The sequence below is a fragment of the Streptomyces sp. NPDC059567 genome (genome assembly GCF_042735655.1).
In the GTDB taxonomy this organism is placed as follows: Bacteria; Actinomycetota; Actinomycetes; order Streptomycetales; family Streptomycetaceae; genus Streptomyces.
Genome location: NZ_JBHWBS010000017.1, coordinates 10019 through 32247 on the forward strand (window position 1 = coordinate 10019; position 22229 = coordinate 32247).

At 70.9% G+C, this 22229-nt stretch carries 18 protein-coding genes; 10 read left to right on the plus strand and 8 right to left on the minus strand.

Going from position 1 to position 22229, the window contains the following annotated elements; all coding sequences use genetic code 11:
* Positions 1-253: 253 nt before the first annotated feature.
* The 3 genes from ACFVZW_RS11135 (at position 254) to ACFVZW_RS11145 (ending at position 4834) form a co-directional block, all read left to right on the plus strand.
* Positions 254-1699: a class II fumarate hydratase gene (locus tag ACFVZW_RS11135; RefSeq protein WP_384519628.1), complete on the plus strand. Its 1446-nt coding sequence runs from the start codon at positions 254-256 to the stop codon at positions 1697-1699.
* 44 nt (positions 1700-1743) lie between these two features.
* Positions 1744-2409, plus strand: coding sequence for a DUF402 domain-containing protein (locus ACFVZW_RS11140; protein WP_384519630.1), 666 nt, complete (start codon positions 1744-1746; stop codon positions 2407-2409).
* Between the two features lie 289 nt (positions 2410-2698).
* Entirely contained in the window at positions 2699-4834 is a 2136-nt protein-coding gene (locus ACFVZW_RS11145) for a SpoIIE family protein phosphatase (protein WP_384519631.1), read from the plus strand.
* Positions 4835-4927: 93 nt separating this feature from the next.
* On the opposite strand, the gene ACFVZW_RS11150 is transcribed toward ACFVZW_RS11145, so the two are convergent.
* Positions 4928-7102 carry a transglycosylase domain-containing protein gene (locus ACFVZW_RS11150; protein ID WP_384519633.1) on the minus strand — a complete coding sequence of 725 codons (2175 nt, stop codon included), beginning with the start codon at positions 7100-7102 and terminating at the stop codon, positions 4928-4930.
* Positions 7103-7375: 273 nt separating this feature from the next.
* Here ACFVZW_RS11150 and ACFVZW_RS11155 point away from each other — a divergent pair, with 273 nt between their 5' ends.
* Genes ACFVZW_RS11155 through ACFVZW_RS11165 form a run of 3 tightly spaced genes read left to right on the plus strand, consistent with a single transcriptional unit; the run spans position 7376 to position 10925 of the window.
* Entirely contained in the window at positions 7376-7900 is a 525-nt protein-coding gene (locus ACFVZW_RS11155; protein WP_329116555.1) for a PadR family transcriptional regulator, read from the plus strand.
* Entirely contained in the window at positions 7897-8580 is a 684-nt protein-coding gene (locus ACFVZW_RS11160) for an ABC transporter ATP-binding protein (RefSeq protein WP_384519635.1), read from the plus strand. The genes ACFVZW_RS11155 and ACFVZW_RS11160 overlap by 4 nt, the downstream gene beginning before the upstream one ends.
* On the plus strand, positions 8577-10925 hold the full coding sequence (locus tag ACFVZW_RS11165; protein ID WP_384519637.1) for an FtsX-like permease family protein: 2349 nt from the start codon (positions 8577-8579) through the stop codon (positions 10923-10925). Before ACFVZW_RS11160 ends, ACFVZW_RS11165 begins: the two co-directional genes overlap by 4 nt.
* 53 nt (positions 10926-10978) lie before the next feature.
* Here the strand turns inward: ACFVZW_RS11165 and ACFVZW_RS11170 are convergent, their stop codons facing one another.
* Positions 10979-11920 (minus strand): hydrogen peroxide-inducible genes activator, encoded by a 942-nt coding sequence (locus tag ACFVZW_RS11170; protein WP_384519829.1) that lies wholly within the window; start codon positions 11918-11920, stop codon positions 10979-10981.
* 166 nt (positions 11921-12086) lie between these two features.
* On the opposite strand from ACFVZW_RS11170, the gene ACFVZW_RS11175 reads away from it, so the two are divergent.
* On the plus strand, positions 12087-12641 hold the full coding sequence (locus ACFVZW_RS11175; RefSeq protein ID WP_383559163.1) for a peroxiredoxin: 555 nt from the start codon (positions 12087-12089) through the stop codon (positions 12639-12641).
* A gap of 6 nt (positions 12642-12647) precedes the next feature.
* A complete protein-coding gene (locus ACFVZW_RS11180; protein WP_329116564.1) occupies positions 12648-13181 on the plus strand; it encodes an alkyl hydroperoxide reductase in 534 nt (177 codons plus the stop codon).
* 61 nt (positions 13182-13242) lie between these two features.
* Here the strand turns inward: ACFVZW_RS11180 and ACFVZW_RS11185 are convergent, their stop codons facing one another.
* From ACFVZW_RS11185 to ACFVZW_RS11205, 5 genes are all read right to left on the minus strand, one after another.
* Complete coding sequence (locus tag ACFVZW_RS11185; RefSeq protein ID WP_384519639.1) at positions 13243-13950, minus strand: hypothetical protein; 708 nt, start codon at positions 13948-13950, stop codon at positions 13243-13245.
* Complete coding sequence (locus tag ACFVZW_RS11190) at positions 13947-15485, minus strand: AI-2E family transporter (RefSeq protein ID WP_384519641.1); 1539 nt, start codon at positions 15483-15485, stop codon at positions 13947-13949. The genes ACFVZW_RS11185 and ACFVZW_RS11190 overlap by 4 nt, the downstream gene beginning before the upstream one ends.
* Positions 15486-15600: 115 nt before the next feature.
* The gene (locus tag ACFVZW_RS11195) at positions 15601-16290 is read right to left on the minus strand and encodes a transglycosylase SLT domain-containing protein (protein WP_384519643.1); all 690 of its coding nucleotides are present in this window, start codon (positions 16288-16290) and stop codon (positions 15601-15603) included.
* Between the two features lie 376 nt (positions 16291-16666).
* Positions 16667-17989 (minus strand): PhoH family protein, encoded by a 1323-nt coding sequence (locus ACFVZW_RS11200; protein ID WP_376439674.1) that lies wholly within the window; start codon positions 17987-17989, stop codon positions 16667-16669.
* Between the two features lie 319 nt (positions 17990-18308).
* Entirely contained in the window at positions 18309-19070 is a 762-nt protein-coding gene (locus ACFVZW_RS11205) for an isoprenyl transferase (RefSeq protein ID WP_383559173.1), read from the minus strand.
* Positions 19071-19180: 110 nt separating this feature from the next.
* Here ACFVZW_RS11205 and mgrA point away from each other — a divergent pair, with 110 nt between their 5' ends.
* Complete coding sequence (mgrA, locus tag ACFVZW_RS11210) at positions 19181-20218, plus strand: L-glyceraldehyde 3-phosphate reductase (protein ID WP_384519645.1); 1038 nt, start codon at positions 19181-19183, stop codon at positions 20216-20218.
* Positions 20219-20649: 431 nt separating this feature from the next.
* Here the strand turns inward: mgrA and ACFVZW_RS11215 are convergent, their stop codons facing one another.
* A complete protein-coding gene (locus ACFVZW_RS11215; protein WP_384519646.1) occupies positions 20650-21003 on the minus strand; it encodes a winged helix-turn-helix transcriptional regulator in 354 nt (117 codons plus the stop codon).
* Positions 21004-21080: 77 nt separating this feature from the next.
* Here ACFVZW_RS11215 and ACFVZW_RS11220 point away from each other — a divergent pair, with 77 nt between their 5' ends.
* Positions 21081-22229 carry a winged helix DNA-binding domain-containing protein gene (locus ACFVZW_RS11220; protein WP_384519648.1) on the plus strand — a complete coding sequence of 383 codons (1149 nt, stop codon included), beginning with the start codon at positions 21081-21083 and terminating at the stop codon, positions 22227-22229.

The window sequence follows — 22229 nt, forward strand, 5'->3', positions numbered from 1 at the left end:
GCGCGGGGGGTCCGCCCGCCGCGGTTCGGGTGCCGGTTCGGGTGCGGGCCGCGCGGGGGGGGGCGGGGGGGGCCTGGGGGCGGGGGGCGGGGGGGGCCGCGGCCGTGGCCGCGATCGTCCAGCGGAGTCTGTACCTGGTGCGCCTCATTGCGCCTCCTGGAAGTGGGGTTACCCACGGTTTTTACTGGCCGGTACGTGCAATGGGAATAGCCGGAACAAGACAAGTGCTCAACTTTGTATGGAGGTTGACGACATGACCGACACCAGCGGCGGCACAGCCGATACCAGCGGCGACAAGACCGGCGACTACCGGATCGAGCACGACTCGATGGGCGAGGTGCGCGTCCCCCGGCACGCCAAGTGGCGGGCGCAGACCCAGCGGGCGGTGGAGAACTTCCCCATCTCGGGGCAACGGCTCGAACGGGCCCATATCGAGGCGCTCGCCCGGATCAAGTCCGCCGCCGCCAAGGTCAACGCCGAGCTCGGGGTCGTCGACCAGGACCTCGCCACGGCCATCCAGGAGGCGGCGGCCGAGGTCGCCGAGGGCCGCTGGGACGAGCACTTCCCGGTCGACGTCTTCCAGACCGGCTCGGGCACCTCGTCCAACATGAACACCAACGAGGTCATCGCCACCCTCGCCACCGAGCGGCTGAGCGGGCTCCCCGCGGACCGTAGCGTCCACCCCAACGACCATGTGAACGCGTCCCAGTCCTCCAACGACGTCTTCCCCTCCTCGATCCACATCGCCGCAACGGCCGCCGTCACCCGCGATCTGATCCCGGCGCTCGATCACCTGGCCGAATCCCTGGAGCGGAAATCGGCCGAATTCGCGGACGTGGTGAAGTCGGGCCGCACGCATCTGATGGACGCCACGCCGGTGACACTCGGGCAGGAGTTCGGCGGCTACGCGGCCCAGGTCCGGTACGGGATCGAGCGGCTGCGCGCCTCGCTGCCCCGGCTCGCCGAACTCCCCCTCGGCGGTACGGCGGTGGGCACCGGCATCAACACGCCGCCCGGGTTCTCCGCCGCGGTCATCGCCGAGATCGCCGACGCCACCGGTCTGCCGCTCACCGAGGCCCGCGACCACTTCGAGGCGCAGGGCGCCCGGGACGGCCTGGTGGAGACGTCCGGGCAGCTCAGGACCATCGCCGTCGGCCTCACGAAGATCTCCAACGATCTGCGCTGGATGGCGAGCGGCCCGCGCACGGGCCTCGCCGAGATCAACCTCCCCGACCTCCAGCCCGGCTCGTCGATCATGCCGGGCAAGGTGAACCCGGTCGTCCCCGAGGCGGTCCTCATGGTCGCCGCGCAGGTGACCGGCAACGACACCACGGTGGCGGTCGCAGGCGCGGCCGGGAACTTCGAGCTCAACGTCATGCTCCCGGTGATCGCCAAGAACCTGCTGGAGTCCGTACGGCTCCTCGCCAACGCCTCCCGCCTCCTCGCGGACCGGACGGTCGACGGCATCACCGCCAATGTCGAGCGGGCCCGGGAGTACGCCGAGTCCTCGCCGTCCGTCGTCACCCCGCTGAACAAGTACATCGGCTACGAGGAGGCCGCGAAGGTGGCCAAGAAGTCCCTGGCGGAGCGGAGAACGATCCGGCAGGTGGTGCTCGAGTCCGGCTATGTGGAGCGGGGCGACCTCACAGTCGAACAACTCGACGAAGCGCTCGACGTGCTGCGCATGACTCATCCGTGACCTGTACCGCAGCGACGAAGGGGGCCCGCCCCTAAGATCTGCGCATGACAGGATCGGGCGGCCCTCAGCACTGGGCGCCGGGGGAGCACATCCTCTGGCGCTACCGCGGCAACGGATCCGGCGCGGTGCACATCTGCCGGCCGGTGACCGTCGTCCAGGACACCCCCGAGCTGCTCGCCGTCTGGATGGCCCCGGGCACCGAGTGCGTCAAGCCGGTGCTCGCCGACGGAACCCCCGTGCACGAGGAGCCGCTCGCCACCCGGTACACCGCCCCGCGCACCACCGCCCGCGCGCGCTGGTTCGGCACGGGGGTGCTGAAACTGGCGGGACCGGCGGATCCCTGGTCGGTCTGGCTGTTCTGGGATCGCGGCTGGCGCTTTCGCAGCTGGTACGTGAACCTCGAGGAGCCGCGCACCCGGTGGTCCGGAGGCATCGACTCCGAGGACCACTTCCTCGACATCTCTGTCTACCCCGACCGCAGCTGGCTGTGGCGGGACGAGGACGAGTTCGCGCAGGCCCAGCGGGCCGGTCTGATGGACGCGGCGCAGGCCGCGCGGGTGCGGGCGGCGGGCCGCGCCGCGGTCGAGGTGATCGGGGCGTGGGGCGCGCCGTTCTCCGACGGATGGGAGGACTGGCGGCCCGATCCCCGGTGGAGCGTGCCCGAGCTGCCCTCGGACTGGGATCGCACTCCGGCGCACACGGCACCGTGAGACCCTTGATGCGCCCCCGGGGTGCAAACGTAGGATCGTCCTCCGCAAGGCGGTGATCAACCGAACGAGGCGTCAACCACAGAGCACAGCGCAGGACCTGACCGTAAGTCATTCTGAGGGGGAGAGCAGTGCCGGACGTGTGCCCGGGTGTGCCGACCCCTGTCGTAGCCGCTGCTCGCGGGGCATGCACATCCACCGCGTGCCAGGGGTTTATCCCCGGTGAAGGCGCGGCATCGGCGAGAAGAGCGAGTGCATCGCACCACCGGCCCGGACGGACGGAATCCCACGCGTGACGGAGCATCCCACCTCCCACGAAGGCCGGCAGCCGCTGGCTGCCCGGTCGCACGAGCGCACCCGCCCCCGCCAGGAAGCGGCCGAGGCCCCTGTGCCCGCGCAGCCCGGCGCGGCCGGTCACCGGCCAGGCGCCGCGGACGGTCGCTCCGGCGACGCCGCGGGCTCGGGCCGCTCCGGTACGGGAGCCCCCGTGCCCGGTCAGGGGACGCCGCCCACGTCGGCCCCCGCCGGCGGCACACCGGCCGGGCATGGCGGCACGACGCCCGGCCATGGGGCCGCGCCGGCCGGTTCGGCGGGCGAATCGGCAGCGCATGGCGGCGGATCGGCCGGACACGGCGGCGGTTCCGCCGCGCAAGGAGCCGGGCAGGCCGGTGCCCCTGCCGCAGCGATGGCCGTGAACGTCGCCCCGGGAGCGGCGGCACCGCAGGATGTGCTGGCGGCGCGGCGCGAGGGCGACCGGCTGCGGTTCGTGGGCGCGGCGACCCGACGCATCGCGCGCGGGATAGACCTCGACGAGATCGTGCTCGGTCTGTGCCGGGCGACCGTGCCGACCTTCTCCGACGCGATCCTGGTCTATCTGCGCGACCCGCTTCCGGTGGGCGACGAGCGGCCGGTGGCGCCGTTCGTGCTGCGGCTGCGCCGCACCGACCGGCTCCGTTTAGCGGAGGTGGAGGGCGAGGAGCTGGCGCTCGTCCCCGACCCCGACCCGACCCCGGCCGCCGAGCTGTGCGAGGTCCGCTCCGGCGGTGCGCTCGCCGAGGTGCTGCGCGGGGTGCGCCCGGTCTTCGGCGACTCCGCCGCCGCCCGCGCCGCGCTGCCCGAACTGCTCGGGCCCGAGCACGTGCTGCCCGGTGGGCACCGGGCGATCCTCGCCCCGCTGCGGGGCCGCCGCCGGGTGATCGGCGCCGCGGTCTTCCTGCGCCGGCCCGAGCGGCCCGGCTTCGAGCCCAATGATCTCCTGGTCGCGGCGCAGCTGGCGACCCACACCGCACTCGGCATCGACAAGGCCGTGCTGTACGGCCGCGAGGCGTACATCGCCGACGAGCTCCAGCGCACGATGCTTCCGGACTCGCTGCCGCAGCCGACCGGTGTCCGGCTCGCCTCCCGCTATCTGCCGGCCGCCGAGACGGCCCGGGTCGGCGGTGACTGGTACGACGCGATCCCGCTGCCCGGCAGCCGGGTGGCGCTGGTCGTCGGCGACGTCATGGGCCACTCCATGACCTCCGCGGCGATCATGGGCCAGCTGCGGACGACGGCGCAGACCCTGGCCGGGCTCGACCTGCCGCCGCAGGAGGTGCTGCACCACCTGGACGAGCAGGCCCAGCGGCTCGGTCAGGACCGGATGGCGACCTGCATGTACGCGGTGTACGACCCGGTCTCGCACCGGATCACCATCGCCAACGCCGGCCATCCGCCGCCGATACTGCTCCACCTCGGCGGCCGCGCGGAGGTCCTGCGCGTACCGCCGGGGGCGCCGATCGGCGTGGGCGGGGTCGACTTCGAGGCGGTGGAGCTGGACGCCCCGGCGGGCGCCACGCTGCTGCTCTACACCGACGGCCTGGTGGAGTCCCGGCTGAGGGACGTGTGGACCGGGATAGAGCAGCTGCGGGAGCGCCTCGCGGCGACCGCCCAGCTGACCGGTCCGGACCACTCGCCGCCCCTCGAAGCCCTCTGCGACGACGTCCTCGACATGCTCGGCCCGGGCGACCGGGACGACGACATCGCGCTGCTCGCGGCCCGGTTCGACGGGATCGCTCCCAGTGACGTGGCGTACTGGTTCCTGGAACCGGAGGACGCGGCCCCGGGGCGCGCCCGGCGGCTCGCGCGGAGGGCGCTGGCCCGCTGGGACCTGGAGGAGCTGTCGGACTCGGTCGAGCTGCTGATCAGCGAGGTCGTGACGAACGCCGTGCGGTACGCGGAGCGGCCGGTGACCCTGCGGCTGCTGAAGACCGACGTCCTGCGCTGCGAGGTCGGCGACGACTCCCCGCAGCTGCCGCGGCAGCGGCGGGCGCGGGACACCGACGAGGGCGGGCGCGGTCTGTTCCTGGTGAACCGGCTGGCCCGGCGGTGGGGGGCGACGCGGCTCTCGGGCGGCAAGGTGGTCTGGTTCGAGCTGTCCACGCGGACGTAGGGCCGTACCCCCTCCACCCGTTCGCGGGCCGCGGAACCGTACGGCTCGATCACGGCGAAGGCCGGACCCTCAAGGGGTCCGGCCTTCGTCATGTCACCGTTCGGGGCGCTCGTCGCCGCCGAAGTCCGGCGGTTCGATCGTCGGACCGGTCGGGTCCGTCGTCCCGGTCGGCGGGGGCGGCACCGTGATCGTGTCCGTAGGCAGCGGCGGCGTGGTCGCCGTCGAGGTCGGCGGCGGCGTCGGGTCCGGGGAGCCGGTGGTGGGCGGCGGGGTCGACGTCGGGGCCTCGGTGGACTGGGTCGGCGTCGGGTTCGGCTCCTGGACCGCGGAGTCGTCGGTCTCCAGGTCGAAGCGGGCGTCCGAGCCGCCGCCGAGGGCGGCGGTGGTGTAGTCGCCCCAGATCTGGGCCGGGGTCCTGCCGCCGTTGGCGCGGCCCTTGTTGATCGTGTCGGTGAGGGTGACCTGGTTGCCCTTGGGGTCCTCGCCGAAGAGGCCGACGGCCGTGACCAGTTCGGGGGTGTAGCCGACGAACCAGGCGGAGCGGTTGTTCTCCGACGTACCCGTCTTGCCCGCCGCGGCGTAGTCGCCGGCCGCCCGGGTGCCGGAGCCGCTGGTGACGACGCCGGTCATGGCCTTGGTGACGGTGTCGGCGGTCTCGCGGCTGACGACCTGGTCGCCGATGGCCTTCACGGGATCGACCTTGCGGTCCTTGTGCTCGGCGGACTTCACGATGGTCGGGGTGACCTTCACACCGTGGTTGTCGAGCGTCGCGTAGGCGCCGGCCATGTCCCAGGTGGAGGCGCCCATGGTGCCGAGCGACATCGCGGGGCTCTCGCCGAAGTCCGGGCCGTCCTTCAGACCGAGGTCGAGGGCGGTCCTCTTCACGTGCCCCGGGCCGACGTCCACGATCATCTGGGCGAAGACCGAGTTGATCGAGCTGTTGGTGGCCTTCTGGACGGTGACGGGGCCGTAGTTCCTGTCGTCCTCGTTCTCCGGGGCGAAGGCGATGTCGCTGCCCACGACCGGTGTCTGGCTGTCGCCGTTGTAGATCGTGCCGAGGCCGATCTTCCGCTCGTCCTGGGTCGTGGCGTCGTTCTCGAGCGCGGAGGCGAGCACGATCGGCTTGAAGGTCGAGGCCGGCTGGTAGTCGCGGCGGGTGGCGTTCGACGTCCAGTGCTCGGTGGCGCCGATGCCGCCGTAGAGGGCGACGACCTTGCCGGTCTTCGGGTCGACGGAGGTGGCGCCGGCCTGGACGGTGGCGTCCTTCTTGTCGCCCTTGCGGTCGAGCTTCTCCTCCAGCTGCTGGTCGACCGCGGCGACGAGGGCCTTCTGCTTCTTCTCGTCGATGTTGAGCGTGATGGTCCAGCCGCCGGCCTTGATGTCCTCGGCGCTGATGCCCTGCCGGATCAACTCCTGGTTCGCGGCCTCGACGAGGTAGCCGCGCTGGCCCTCCATGCCGGGGGCGGCCTTCTCCTTCTGCGGGACGGGGAACTTCAGCGTGGCGCGCTCCGTCGCGTCGAGCCAGCCCTCCTCGACCATGTTGTCGAGGGTGTAGTTCCAGCGCTCCTCGACGAGCTTGCGGCCGGTCGGGCTGGCGGCGGTCCAGTCGTACTGGTTGGGGGCCTGGAGCAGCGAGGCGAGGTAGGCGCCCTGGGCGACGTTGAGCTTGGAGGCGTCGACGCCGTAGTACGACTGCGCCGCGGCCTGGATGCCGTAGGCGCTGCGGCCGTAGAAGCTCGTGTTCATGTACCCGGCGAGGATCTCGGGCTTCCCCATGCGCTGGTCGACCTTGAGCGCGATGACCATTTCCTTGAGCTTGCGCGTCGCGGTCTGGTCCTGGCTCAGGTAGAAGTTCTTGACGTACTGCTGGGTGATGGTCGAGCCACCCTGCTTGCCCTTGCCGGTGATCGTGGACCAGGCGGCGCGGGTGGTGCCCTTGATGTCGACGCCGTTGTCCTTGTAGAAGGACTTGTTCTCCGCGGCGACGAAGGCGTTCTGGACCGGTACCGGGATCTTCTCCAGGCCCACGATCTCGCGGTTGATCTCGCCGGTCCGGGCGAGGATCTTGCCGTCGGCGTACTTGTAGACGTTGCTCTGCATGGTCGCCTGGGCGTTGGCGATCGGCACCGGGACCATCAGGTAGACCGCGTAGAAGGCGCCCATCACGAGGAGGCAGCCGACGAAGAACGTGCCCAGGATCTTCTTCCAGGTGAAGAGTCGGCGTATCCGCCCGCCCTTCTTCCCCTGGCTTTTGTCCGCTCGGCCCATGTGCTTCGTCGCTCCGCTCGTCGTGGTCGCGGGTGTGGTGCCCGCGCCGGATCAGCTCAGCAAGCTAACACCGCTGATGCTGACAAAGTGCAATCGATCCGGTCTTTTCCGGACGTGACAATCAGCACCCGTCCCCGCTGGAACCGACGCTCCTGGGGCCGGGATGGTTGTGCGACGCCGCTCACATCACCCGTTATCGCTGGTCACATGGCCCGATTTCACCGTTCACGACGGCTATACATCGTGGGTATACACCGGGTGTAGAGTGACGGCATGTCAATCGGACACACCCTTCTCGGGCTCCTGGAGTCCGGTCCGCGCCATGGCTACGACCTCAAGCGCGCCTTCGACGAGAAATTCGGCCACGACCGGCCGCTGCACTACGGGCAGGTCTACTCGACGATGTCCCGGCTGCTGAAGAACGGCCTGGTCGAGGTCGACGGCATCGAGGCCGGCGGCGGCCCCGAGCGGAAGCGGTACGCCATCACCGAGGCCGGCGTCACCGATGTCGAGCAGTGGCTGCGGCGCCCCGAGAAGCCGGAGCCGTACCTCCAGTCCACGCTCTACACCAAGGTCGTCCTCGCGCTGCTCACCGGACGCGGGGCCGCCGAGCTGCTCGACGTCCAGCGCGCGGAGCATCTGCGGCTGATGCGCGAGCTGACCCGGCGCAAGAAGGACGGCGACCTCGCCGACCAGCTGATCTGCGACCACGCCCTCTTCCACCTCGAAGCCGATCTGCGCTGGCTGGAACTGACCGCCGCCCGGCTCGACCGGCTCGCCGAGGAGATCCGCCGATGACCGCCGGCCCCCTGCTCCGGGCGAGCGGACTGGACAAGGCGTACGGACCGACCCCGGCGCTCTCGGGCGCCGAGTTCGCCATCCGGGTCGGCGAGGTCGTCGCCGTGATGGGCCCCTCGGGCTCCGGGAAGTCCACCCTGCTGCACTGTCTCGCCGGGATCGTCCGGCCCGACGCCGGCACCATCACCTACGACGGGCGCGAGCTGAGCACGATGTCGGACGGCGAGCGCAGCGCCCTGCGCCGTTCCGACTTCGGCTTCGTCTTCCAGTTCGGACAGCTGGTGCCGGAGCTGACCTGCGTCGAGAACGTCGCCCTTCCACTGCGTTTGAACGGCGAGCGGCGCAAGAGCGCCGAACAGCGGGCGCGGGACTGGCTCTCGCGTCTGGAGGTCGACGACATCGCCGCCAAGCGGCCCGGTGAGATATCCGGCGGCCAGGGCCAGCGGGTCGCGGTCGCCCGCGCGCTCGTCAGCGCCCCGCGGGTGCTCTTCGCCGACGAACCCACCGGCGCGCTCGACTCCCTCAACGGCGAGCGGGTGATGGAGCTGCTCACGGACGCGGCCCGGGACACCGGCGCCGCCGTCGTCCTCGTCACCCACGAGGCCCGGGTCGCCGCCTACTCCGACCGCGAGGTCATCGTCCGCGACGGCGCCGTCCGGGACACGGAGTGGGCGGTATGAGACTCCGTACCTGGGCCCGCGACCTGACGCTCGGCGCGCGGTTCGCGGTCACCGGAGGCCGTCAGGGCTGGGTCCGTACGGTCCTGACCGCCGCCGGCATCGGGTTCGGCGTCGCCCTGCTGCTCGGGGCCGCCTCGCTGCCCGACATGCTCTTCCAGCGGGAGGTGCGCGAGGCGACCCGCACCGTCGACGGCAGCGAGCAGGAGACCGGCCCCCGCCCCGACACCTTTCTCCACCTCGGACAGACCACGCTCTACCGGGGCGACGCCGTCACCGGTCTCCTTCTGCGTCCCGAGGGCACCGAGACCCCTCTCCCGCCCGGCGCGGCGAAGCTGCCCGCGAACGGCGAGATGCTGGTCTCCCCCGCGCTCCGCGAGCTGCTCGACTCCCCCGACGGCGCCCTCCTCAAGGAACGGCTCCCCTACAGGGTCGCCGGGACGATCGGCGACGCCGGACTCATCGGCCCGGCCGAGCTGCGCTACATCGCCCAGGTCGACTTCCTCACCACCGACAACTACGACGGGCGCGGATCGCGCTACGGCTGGTCGGTGCCCGCGGAACCCTTCAACGCGTTCCTGATCCTCCTCGTCCTCGTCGCCTCCGTCGTCCTGCTGCTCCCGGTGCTCGTGTTCGTCGCGACCGCCGTCCGCTTCGGCGGCGAACAGCGCGACCGGCGGCTCGCCGCGCTCCGCCTCGTCGGCGCCGACACCGCGACGACCCGGCGGATCGCGGCCGGCGAGTCCCTCGCGGGCGCGCTCCTCGGACTCGCGGTCGGTGTCGGACTCTTCGCGGTGGCCCGCCGGTTCGCCGGTACGGTCACCATCTGGGACGTCAACGCCTTCCCGTCCGACGTCGTGCCGATGCCCGCCCTCGCCGCGCTCGTCCTCGTCGTGGTGCCGGTCGCCTCGGTCGTCGTCACGCTCTTCGCGCTGCGCGGCGTGGCGATCGAGCCGCTCGGCGTCGTCCGGTCCGCCACACCGCGCCGCCGCCGGCTGTGGTGGCGGGTGCTGCTCCTGGCGGCCGGCGTGGCCCTGCTCGTCCCGCTGTTCGGAACGGTGGAGGTGAACCAGACCGCCATCGACACCGTGGGGATCGGAGCCGGCGTCACCCTCGCCCTGATCGGCCTCACCACCCTGCTGCCGTGGCTCGTCGAGGCCGGCGTGAAGCGGCTGCACAGGGGGCCGGTGTCCTGGCAACTGGCCGTCCGCAGGCTCCAGCTGAGCAGCGGAACGGCGGCCCGCGCCGTCAGCGGCATCGTCGTCGCCGCGGCCGGTGCGATCGCGCTCCAGATGCTCTTCCAGGCGATGGAGAACGACTTCACCGAGTCCACGGGCGAGGACTCCACGCGGGCCCAGCTCGTGGCCGAGACCGAGGCGACGAGCGGCGACGAGGCCCGGGAGATGATCACCCGCTTCACGAAGACCCGGGGCGTCAGCGGAGTCTCCGGCACGATCACGTCGTACACGTGGCGGCCGGGCGCCCTGAAGGAACGTGAGGAGTTCTCCCCGCTCACCTCGATCAAGGTCGGCGACTGCGCCTCCCTCCGCGAATTCGCGAAGCTGCCCTCCTGCACGGACGGCGACGTCTTCATCGCCCTCGCGCACGGCGCCCAGGGAGCGCCGCCCGACAGCTGGGTCACGGAGACCGCGAAGCCGGGCAGGACGGTCGTCCTGCGGGACCCGGAGGAGCACAAGGGCACGCTCCCCCAGTGGCGGATCCCCACCACCACCCGGATCGTGGACTCCCGCCCCGACCCGACGGGGATGTACGAGTTCGGGATCCTCGCCACCCCGTCGGCGATCGACGCGGCCCGGCTCGACGATCCCGCCGCGCTCGCCATGGTCCGGCTCGACCCGGCCGTGCCGGACGCCGCCGAGTACGTACGGAACACGGCGGTGGCCCTCGACCCGACCTCGTGGGTCCGCACGCTGAAGAACACCGAGCGGAACGCGCAGTTCGCCAGCGTCCGCACCGGCATCCTCGTCGGCTCGACCCTCACGATGCTCCTCGTGGCGGCCTCGCTGCTGGTGACCACGCTCGAACAGCTCAGGGACCGCAAGCGGCTGCTGTCCTCGCTGGTCGCCTTCGGCACCCGGCGCACCACGCTGAGCTGGTCGGTGCTGTGGCAGACGGCGGTGCCGATCGTGCTCGGTCTCGTCCTCGCCGTGGCGGGCGGGCTCGGTCTCGGTGTCGTCCTGCTGAAGATGACGGGGCAACAGGTCCTGGACTGGTGGGTGTTCCTGCCCGTCACCGGGATCGGGGTCGCGCTGATCGCGGCCGTGACGCTGCTGAGCATGCCGGTGCTGTGGCGGCTGATGCGCGCGGACGGGCTGAGAACGGAATAGCCCGTCGAGCGTATGTATGACGTGTGGGCGCGGGTTCCTGAAGCCGGGGGGTCTCAGGAACCCGGGCCCACCACCCGTACCGGAAGGCGCTTCAGCGCGCCCCGCAGTGCCTCGGCCAGCTCCTCGAACTCGGCCTGCCGGGCGGCGCCCGTCCGCATGGCGAGGGCGACCTGCCGCGAGGGCGCGGGCTCGGCGAAGGAACCGGTGAACAGGGCCGTGTTGCGGGCGGTCTCGACCCTGACGGCCGTGCGCGGCAGCAGCGTGACACCGAGGCCGCCCGCCACCAGTTGGACCAGGGTGGAGAGCCCGGCCGCGGTCGTGGTGACCGGTGCTCCCTCGGTCCGGCCGGCCTCGCGGCAGATGTCGAGGGCCTGGTCGCGCAGACAGTGCCCCTCGTCCAGAAGCAGCAGGTTGAGCTCCTTCAGCGCCGCGCGCGGTATGTCCTCGCGGCCCGCCAGCGGATGACCCTCCGGGGCGACGAGCACGAAGTCCTCGTCGAAGAGGGGGAGTTCGCTCACTCCGGGGACCCCGAGCGGCACGGCGAGCAGCAGCAGGTCGAGCCGCCCGGCCGCGAGCCCCTCCAGGAGCGAGGAGGTCTGCTCCTCGTGGACCTGGAGGTCGAGCTCCGGGTAGCGCCGGTGGACCAGGCTCAGGACGGTGGGCAGCAGATACGGGGCGACGGTCGGGATCACGCCGAGCCGCAGCACCCCGGTGAACGGGGCCTGTGCCGCCTCCGCCTCCTCCATCAGCTCCGCCACGGCGTCCAGGACGGCCTTCGCCCGCACCGCGAGCCGCTCGCCGGCGGGCGAGAGCAGCACCCGGCGCGTCGTACGCTCGAGGAGCTGGACACCGAGTGCCTCTTCGAGAGCCGAAACCGCGCCCGAGAGCGCCGGCTGGCTCATGCCGATCGCCGCGGCGGCATCACGGAAGTGCAGCTGCTCGGCGACCGCCACGAACGCTCTGAGCTGGGAAAGACTGGGCTGCTTGCCACGCATCGGGCCGGCGTACGGGCTGTACGGAGATCCCACTGATAACCACCTTCGATCAACACGAGGCAGTCTAGCTATTTCACTGATCAATGCACTCCGTGCCAGGATGAGCCCACGTCCAACCCCCCTCGGAAGGCCCCAAAAGGGACTTCCTTCTGTGCAAGGAGAGCGCGTGCTCACTGTCGGTGACCAGTTCCCCACCTACGACCTGACCGCCTGCGTGTCGCTGGAGAGCGGCAAGGAGTTCGAGCAGATCGACCACAAGTCCTACGAGGGCAAGTGGCGTGTGGTGTTCTTCTGGCCCAAGGACTTCACTTTCGTCTGCCCGACCGAGATCGCCGCTTTCGGCAAGCTGAACGACGAGTTCGCGGACCGTGACGCCCAGATCCTCGGCGTCTCCGGCGACTCCGAGTTCGTGCACCACGCCTGGCGCAAGGACCACGCCGACCTGCGTGACCTGCCCTTCCCGATGCTCGCCGACTCCAAGCACGAGCTGATGAGCGACTGCGGTGTCGAGGGCGAGGACGGCTTCGCCCAGCGCGCCGTCTTCATCGTGGACCCGAACAACGAGATCCAGTTCACGATGGTGACCGCCGGCTCCGTGGGCCGTAACCCCAAGGAGGTCCTGCGGGTCCTGGACGCCCTGCAGACCGACGAGCTGTGCCCCTGCAACTGGAACAAGGGCGAGGGCACCCTCGACGCGGCCGCGCTCCTGTCGGGCGAGTGATCTGACATGGCTCTCGACGAACTGAAGTCCGCCATACCGGACTTCGCCAAGGACCTGAAGCTGAACCTCGGTTCGGTGATCGGCAACAGCGAGCTCCCGCAGCAGCAGCTCTGGGGCACGGTCCTGGCCTGCGCGATCGCCTCGCGATCGCCGAAGGTCCTGGCCGAGCTGGAGCCGGAGGCCAAGGCCAACCTCAAGCCCGAGGCGTACACGGCGGCCAAGTCCGCCGCCGCGATCATGGCGATGAACAACGTCTTCTACCGGACCCGGCACCTGCTGTCGGACCCGGAGTACGGGACGCTGCGCGCCGGTCTGCGGATGAACGTCATCGGGAACCCGGGCGTCGAGAAGGTCGACTTCGAGCTGTGGTCGCTGGCGGTCTCCGCGATCAACGGCTGCGGCCAGTGCCTGGACTCGCACGAGCAGGTCCTGCGCAAGGCCGGTGTCGACCGCGAGACGATCCAGGAGGCCGTCAAGATCGCCTCGGTGATCCAGGCGGTCGGCGTGACGCTGGACGCGGAAGCGCTCATCGCCGAGTGAGGCGTGTGACGTGACGAGAAGGGCCCCTGGGTACGAACCCCGGGGCCCTTCTCCGTCCCCGTCACTTCTTGAGCGCGGCCATCAGCGCCCGTGCGTCCTCGGCGAGGAAGTCCCCGATGCCCGACAGATCGGCGGAGGGCATCCGCCGCTCCATGGACTGCCCCGTCGCCGGATCCACCTCGTACTCCCCGATCGCCATGAGTTCGATCTTCACCTCTGCCTGGCCGTCCAGGACGTGGAGCCAGGCACCGGTGGAGGGTCCCTTCGGGGGCCTGTCCACCCATAGGAACGCCGTCTCACCCACCCCGGCGACCCGCTCGACGTCGTCCTCGTAGCCGGAGTCCTCGATCCGGGCCTCGAACTCCGGTCCCGGGTCGGTCTCCTTGTGCAGCGAGTAGGTGATCGCCACGTCGTAGCCGCTCTGGTTGCCCAGCGTCGCGTTGCACCGGGCGATGTCCAGCGCGGGATGATCCGTGGTCAGGCCGTTGGCGTCGGCCGACTTCTTGCCGAGGGCCGTGGACAGCGCCTTCAGCTCCGCCTGCTCGCAGAGGTTCGCGGTGGTCCGGTATCCGCCCAGGTCCGGTCCCCCGCCCTGGGTCCGCTCGTACGCGTAGAGTCCGCCGGCCCACAGCGCCGAGGCCACCACCACGCCGCCGAGCGCCCACAGCCAGGGGCGGCGAGGGCGCGGCGGGCGCCGATCCGGCTCGATCCGTACGGTCTCCGCCACCGGGAACTCCGTCCCGCCGGCCAGCTCCGGTTCGGAGATCACGCGTCGCTCCGCTCCGCCGAACCGGGCGCCGGGGTCGGCGCCACCTCGAACGCCGTCGCTCCGTGCGGACCGGGTGTGCTGAGCATGGCCTGTTCCTGACTGTACGCGCGGAGATATCCGACCACGGTGTTGGTGACCGCGACGAGCGGCACGGCCACCACCGCGCCGCCGATACCGGCGGTCAGACCGCCGGCCGCGACCGCGAGGACGACGGCGAGCGGGTGGACCCGGACCGCGCGGCCCAGGATGAACGGCTGGAGCACATGGCCCTCGATCTGCTGCACGGCGAGGACCACGACGAGGACCATCAGGGCGGTGAACACCCCGTTGGTGACCAGGGCGACCACGACCGCGAGGGCGCCGGAGATGACGGCGCCGACCAGCGGGATGAAGGCGAAGAGGAAGATGAACACGGCCAGCGGGACGGCCATCGGGACGTCGAGGAAGTAGAGCCCGAGGCCGATGAAGACCGCGTCGATCAGGGCGACGAGCACCGTGCCCCGTACGTAGGCGGTCAGCGTCCGCCAGGCCCGGGGCCCCGCGCCCGCGACGCCGGGGCGGGCCTGCGCGGGCACCAGCTTCAGCGTCCACTGCCAGACCTTCTTGCCGTCGTACAGCAGGAAGAGCGTGGAGAACATCGCGAGCAGGATGCCGGTCAGCGCCTCGACGACGACGGTGACGCCCTGGAGTCCGGCGGAGGTGATCTGCTCGGTGTTGGCGCCGACGGTGTCGCTGAGGTTCTTGGCGATGTCGTTGATCTGCTTCTCGGTGACGTGGAAGGGACTGTCGAGCAGCCACTGCTTGAGCTCTTCGATGCCGTCCCTGACCCGGTCGGACAGGTTGTCGATGTTGTCCATGACCTGCCAGACCACGAACCAGCCGACCAAGCCCATGATCACGAAGCCGGAGACGGCGGTGACGGCCGTGGCAAGACCGCGCGGCAGCCCTGCCTGGCGCAGCCACTTCACCGTGGGCTGGAGCAGCGCGGTGACGAGCAGCGCGGCGACGAAGGCGAGGACGACCAGTTGGACGGAGCTGATCACCTTCATCAGCACCCAGACCGTGCCGGCGAGTACGAGCAGCCGCCAGCCGGCCTCGGCGGCGACCCTCATGCCCCACGGGATCGCGGCGACCGGGTCGGGCCGTGCGGCGACGGCGGGGGCGTAGGCCGGAGGGGCGGGTACGGAGACGGCGGTGCTGCCGGTCCACGGCGCACGTCGCCCGGGCCACCGCGCGGACTCGAACGCGGCCTTGGGGTGCGGGGCTCCGTCGGACGCCTCTTCGGCCGGTTCCGCGACGGGTCGGGTGCCGGGTGCGGTGGTCGCCTCGGCGCCGGGCTGCTGCACGGATGCGGGTGCGGACTCGGGCGCACTGCCCGCGTCGCCGCCGGGCGCGGGCGTCGCCCCGTCGCCCGGTGTGCCCGATTCGCCGGTTCCGTCCGGCTGTTCGGCATGCGCCCGGCGCTCGTCCAGGCGGTCGCCCATACGACTCAGGCCGTCGCCAAGCCGGTTCAGCCACCGTGGCAGTCTCGACATGATCTTCCCTCTTCCCCCCGCTCACTCCCCCCGGGAGCCGTGGACCAGAAACCTACACGCATGGAGCCCCCCACCGTAGGACGGTGAGGGGCTCCACAAGGTTGAGCTCGCCGGTCTAGTACCAGCGGTTGGCCTGCCAGAAGTTCCACGCGCCGCAGGGGCTGTCGTAGCGGTTGTTCATGTAGTTCAGGCCCCACTTGATCTGGGTGGCCGGGTTCGTCTGCCAGTCGGCGCCGGCCGACGACATCTTCGAACCCGGGAGGGCCTGGACGAGACCGTAGGCGCCCGAGGACGGGTTGGTCGCGCGGTAGTTCCAGCCGGACTCGTGGTCCACGATGTTGCTGAAGCACTGGAACTGCGAGGCCGGGATCATCTGCCGGGCGATGGCCTTGACCTCGGCGATGGAGTAGGAGCCCTGGGCGGAGAAGCTCGAAGCGTCACGGACCGAGGAGCGTTCGGCGCGCGCTTCGGCCTCCTTGCGCTCCTTCTCCGCCTTGTCGGCGGCCTTCTTCTTCGCTTCGGCGTCCTTGGCGGCCTGGATGCGGGCCGCTTCCTCCGCGGACTTCTTCAGGGCCGAGTCGGCCGCAGCGGCCTGGACGTCGGCCTGCTCCGAGAGCGAGGAGACCTGTACCTGGGCCTGCTCGCCCGCGGGGATGTCCGCGAGCAGCGTGGTGTCGGCCGCGGTGGCCTCGAAGTTGTCGTCCGAGGGCTGGGTGCTGCCCGAGGCAACACCCACGACGGCGCCGACGGTGGTGACCGCAGTGGCCGAAGCCACCGCGAATCCCCGGACCGAGATCCGGCTCACACGGTTTCCTTCCAGCATCGCCCACGCAGGTGACCAAGCGGGCGAAATCGTGCCCCTTGCGCTGGTCTCCGACGTACTGGGTCACAGAAGACACGGGCCCGTGGTGCTGTGGGCGGCATACGGCGAACGGTTGTTGAGTTGTGTGGTGCAGCACCTTTGAGGGTGCACGTGTGCCGTATGCGGGGCCTGACGGAAGCAAGACTCTGCCGGACGGCGACGCCGCAAGGCAATTCTGCGTTGCGTGTGAAAGCTCACACCTCGTAAGTCACAGGGGTTTTGGCTGATTCGGCGGACAGCACGACGCCGCCCGGCTAAGCTCCTGCGCTTTGCCGGGCGGCGCCAACTCCCGTACGGGTACGGGACGGTGCGAAACGGGTCAGATCTGGCCGTCCTCCAGCATCTCGGTCACGAGCGCGGCAATCTGCGAGCGCTCGGAGCGGGTCAGCGTCACGTGGGCGAAGAGCGGATGACCCTTCAGCTTCTCGACCACGGCGACCACTCCGTCGTACCGGCCGACCCGGAGGTTGTCGCGCTGCGCGACGTCATGGGTCAGCACTACACGGGAGTTCGCCCCAATACGGGACAGAACGGTCAGCAGGACGTTCCGCTCCAGGGACTGGGCCTCGTCCACGATGACGAACGCGTCGTGGAGGGAGCGACCCCGGATGTGGGTGAGCGGCAGAACTTCCAGCATCCCGCGGCCCAGCACCTCCTCGATGACCTCACGGCTCGCCACCGCCGAGAGCGTGTCGAAGACCGCCTGCGCCCAGGGGCTCATCTTCTCGGCCTCGCTGCCCGGCAGATAGCCGAGCTCCTGGCCGCCGACCGCGTACAGCGGACGGAACACCATCACCTTCTGGTGCTGCCGGCGCTCCAGGACCGCCTCCAGGCCCGCGCAGAGCGCCAGCGCGGACTTGCCCGTGCCGGCCCGGCCGCCCATCGAGATGATGCCGACGTCCGGGTCGAGGAGCAGATCGAGCGCGATCCGCTGCTCGGCGCTGCGGCCGCGGATGCCGAACGCCTCGCGGTCGCCCCGCACCAGCCGGACGTTGCCCTCCGCCGTGATCCGGCCGAGCGCCTTGCCCCGCTCGGACTGCAGGACCAGACCCGTGTGCACCGGCAGCTCGGCGGCCTCCGGGACGTACAGCGTGTCCTGGTCGTAGAGGATGTCCACCTGGTCGGCGGAGAGGGCCAGTTCGGACATTCCGGTCCAACCGGAGTCCGTGATGGCGAGCTCCGCGCGGTACTCCTCCGCGAGGAGACCGACCGAGGACGCCTTGATGCGCAGCGGCAGGTCCTTGGAGACGACCGTGACGTCGTACCCCTCGGCCTGGAGGTTCCGCGCGACCGCGAGGATCCGTGAGTCGTTGTCCCCCAACCGGTAGCCGGCCGGGAGCACGCCGGGGTCGGAATGGTTCAGCTCGACACGCAGGGTGCCTCCCAGGTCCCCGATGGGGAGCGGGGAGTCCAGGCGCCCGTACCTGACCCGGAAGTCGTCCAGGAGGCGCAGGGCCGCCCGGGCGAAGTAGCCGAGCTCGGGGTGGTGCCGCTTGGCCTCCAACTCGGTGACCACGACGATCGGGAGCACGACCTCGTGCTCGTCGAAGCGGGACACGGCGTTGGGGTCGGCCAGCAGGACGCTGGTGTCGAGAACATAGGTGCGCCTGTCGGACAAGCGGCGCTTAGTGCTGGTCACCACGGAAGGACAGACCCCCTTTGACGACCCTTGTGAGGTCGGGGCGCGACGGAAGCGGTGTCGCTGCGGGATGGGACCGGGCTCTGGCCACGATGCGCGGGCCGAGCTCCGGCCCTCCGCTCCGTCCGTACATGTCCTGCACGGTCGTCCTGGTGCAACGGGCCTCCCGGGTGGCGGTCTCCGTGCCGCTCACTCTGGAAGGGGTATGCCCTCGAACACCCGCCGCCATGCCATGGCATATGACGACGTGTTCATGAACGTCAGGTGACCCGCCCCGCGGCGGACTCCCGGCCTCTGTCGGTGCCGTGTCCGCCGGCTTCCGTCAGGTGCCGTAGCGGCGGTGCCGGGCCGCGTAGTCGCGCAGCGCGCGCAGGAAGTCGACCTTGCGGAAGGCCGGCCAGTGGACCTCGCAGAAGTAGTACTCCGAGTGGGCGCTCTGCCACAGCATGAATCCGGACAGACGCTGTTCACCACTCGTACGGATCACCAGGTCCGGGTCGGGCTGACCGCGCGTGTAGAGGTGCTCGGAGATGTGCTCGACGTCGACGATCTCCGCGAGCTCCTCGAAGCTCGTCCCCTTGTCCGCGTGCTCCAGGAGCAGCGAGCGGACCGCGTCCGCGATCTCCTGGCGGCCGCCGTAGCCCACGGCGACGTTGACGAGTATCCCCGTGTTGTCGTGGGTGGACTGCTCGGCTTCCTTCAGTACGGACTGGGTGCGGGCGGGCAGCAGGTCGAGCGTGCCCACGTGGTGCACCCGCCAGCGGCCGTCGGAGGCCAGGGCGCGCACCGCGTCCTCGATGATCGCGAGCAGCGGGACGAGCTGGGCCTCGGGCCGGTTCAGGTTGTCCGTGGAGAGCATCCAGAGCGTCACGACCTCGACGTCGGTCTCGGCACACCAGCCGAGCAGCTCCTGGATCTTGTCGGCGCCGGCCTTGTGACCCTGCTCGGGGGTACCTCCGGAGGCCTTGGCCCAGCGCCGGTTGCCGTCGAGGATCACGCCGATGTGCTTGGGCACCTGGGCATGGTCGAGGCGGCCTTCCACCCGGCGTGCGTAGAGCCCGTACACCAGGTCGCGCAGGTTCACTGTTCTTAACCCCTCCATGCCGCGGCGGTCCCCGAAGCCGCCACATTACTGCGCACGGGTCAAAGGCACCCAGCCCGGGACTGTCACAAGTCCGTGATAAGCAGAGATACGTGACTGATTCCTCCCTGTACCGCGCCTCCGCGGACCGCTACGAGCACATGGAGTACCGCCGCACCGGACGCAGCGGGCTCAAGCTGCCCGCCGTCTCCCTCGGCCTGTGGCACAACTTCGGCGACGACCGCGCGCTCGACTCGCAGCGCGCGATCCTGCGCCGCGCCTTCGATCTCGGTGTGACCCACTTCGACCTGGCGAACAACTACGGTCCGCCGCCCGGCTCGGCCGAGCTGAACTTCGGCAAGATCTTCGCCCAGGACTTCGCGTCCTACCGGGACGAGCTGATCGTCTCGACGAAGGCCGGCTATCTGATGCACCCCGGCCCGTACGGCGAGTGGGGCTCCCGCAAGTACCTGATGTCCTCGCTCGACGCCTCGCTGAAGCGGATGGGCCTCGACTACGTCGACATCTTCTACTCGCACCGCTTCGACCCGCACACCCCGCTGGAGGAGACGATGGGGGCGCTCGCCTCCGCCGTCCAGCAGGGCAAGGCGCTGTACGTGGGTGTCTCCTCCTACAACAGCGAGCAGACCGCCGAGGCCGCGCGGATCCTCAAGGAGATGGGTGTCCCGGCGCTCATCCACCAGCCGTCGTACTCGATGATCAACCGCTGGACCGAGGAGGACGCCCTCCTGGACACGCTGGAGGCGGCCGGCATGGGCTGCATCTCCTTCGTGCCGCTGGCGCAGGGGCTGCTCACCAACAAGTACCTGAAGGGCATCCCGGAGGGTTCGCGGGCCACGCAGGGCAAGTCCCTCGACCCGAACCTGCTCTCCGACGAGGTGCTGCGGCGGTTGCACGGCCTGGCCGCCATCGCCGAGCACCGCGGGCAGTCGCTGGCGCAGCTGGCGCTGTCGTGGGTGCTGCGCGACGAGCGGATGACCTCCGCGCTGATCGGCGCGTCCAGCGTCGCGCAGCTGGAGGAGAACGTGGCCGCGCTGGCCGGGCCGCCGCTGACGGAGGAGGAGCTGAAGGAGATCGACTCCTTCGCCGTGGACACCGAGGGCACCAACATCTGGGCCGGACGGAACTGACCGCGTCAGGGTCCGGAGGGCTTGGCGTCCGGGGAGGGGCCTGGCTCCTGGTCCTGAGTCCCGGCCTTGGGTCCCGGGTCCTGGGTCCCGGCCCTTGGGTCCCGGCCCTGGGTCCCCGCCCTGGGTCCCGGGTCCTGGGAACGAAAAACGGGCCGGTCCGTGGGGGGGATACGGACCGGCCCGAGGGGGGGTTTCCACCATAACCCTTCATGGGCCGTGCTGCGTGCCAAGCGGCACGGATGGATTCTCCCGGAATTGCCGGAGACCAGGCGGGACAAGGGTCGTGAGGCCCGTTGGCGGGTTTGCGCCCCGGCGTGGCGGCGGGTCCCGTACCTCCCAAGAGGGACCCCTGGGAAGAGGCCCCCGGTTGACGGCGGGCACCTCCGGCACAGGTCAGACGGCCGGACACGGCTCGGGCGGCCGGAGCCGGCTCAGGCGGCCTGCTCCGCCTTACGGGCGAGGATCTCGGTCATGAAGCGCTCGCCCCACTCCCCCAGCGGCAGCAGCGCCGTGTTCAGCGCCTCGCCGAATTCCGTCAGGGAGTACTCCACCCGGGGCGGGACCTCCGGGTAGATCTCCCGATGGACGACTCCGTCCGCCTCCAGCTCGCGCAGCTGCTGGATCAGCACCTTCTCGCTGACACCGGTGAGCTGCCGCCTGAGCTCCCCCAGACGCGTCGCGCCGTGTGCGTGCAGCGCCCACAGGATCAGCGGCTTCCACTTGCCGCCGACGACGTCGACGGCCGCGTCGAGCCCGCAGCCGTACGTGGTCTTCCCCTTGGCCATCGCCAACTCCTCGATTCGTCCCGACTGTTCGGTCAAGGCGGACAGGCTCCGACCTATTCCGGCCCTACCGTCGAACCATGACCACTACCCCACCACAGGTCGGCTGGGCCCAGGCAGATGCCCGAAGGATCCACCGGCAGTTCCTGGACGAACCGACCGACGCCCCGCCGGCGGCCGTGGCCGCCGCGATGCTCGGGGCGCATGCCCAGGTCCTCTCGGCCGCCGAGCTGTCCCTGGCGCTGCGTACGGCGGAGGCGACGCGGGCGGAGGTGCGTGCGGCGCTGAGGGAGGACCGCACGCTGGTCAAGACGTACGGCCCGCGCGGCACCGTGCACCTGCTGCCGGCCGGCGACCTGGCGCTGTGGACGGGGGCGCTCTCCGCGGTCCCGTGGACGCGCGCGTTGCCCGAGGGGCTGCGGTTGACGGAGGCGCAGACCGAGGAGGTCATCGCGGCGATCGGGGACGCGCTGACGGGCACGGAGCTGACCGTGGACGAGCTGACGGACGCGATCGTGGCGCGCACGGGGCCCTGGGCGGGCGACCGGGTGATGGAGGCCTTCCAGGACAAGTGGCCCCGCTGGCGCCAGGTGACCCATCTGGCCGGCTGGCGCGGGGTCCTCGCCTTCGGGGCGGACCGGGGCCGGAAGGTCACGTACACGAACCCCGGGGCACGCCCCATGGAGGGCCCGAAGGCGCTGCGCGCGCTGGTGGAGCGCTATCTGTACGCGTACGGCCCCGCGACCCCGAAGCACTTCGCGCGGTGGCTGGCGGCGCCGGCCGGCTGGGCGGGCGAGCTGTTCGCCGCGATGGCCGGGGAGGGAAGGATCGAGGAGGTCTCCTTCGAGGATGAGCCGGCGTGGGTCGTCGCCGGGGACACGGAGTTCCCGGACGCGCCCGCGGACGGGGTGCGGCTGCTGCCGTACTTCGACGCGTTCTCGATCGCCTCGCAGCCGAGGGAACGCCTCTTCCCGGGGAAGGCGTACGAGCGGGCACTGGCGGGCGGGCAGGCAGGGAACTACCCGGTGCTCCTGGTGGACGGGGTCGTCGCCGGGGTGTGGCACCAGCGGCGCTCCGGAAAGCGGATCGCGGTGACGGTGGAGCCACTGAAGCGGCTGAGCGCGACGCGACTGCGCGAGCTGGAGGCACAGACCGCCCGGGTCGGGGCGGTCCTGGAGGGCACGGCGGAACTGACGGTGGGCCCGGTGGAGGTGGGGCCGCACGCGTGA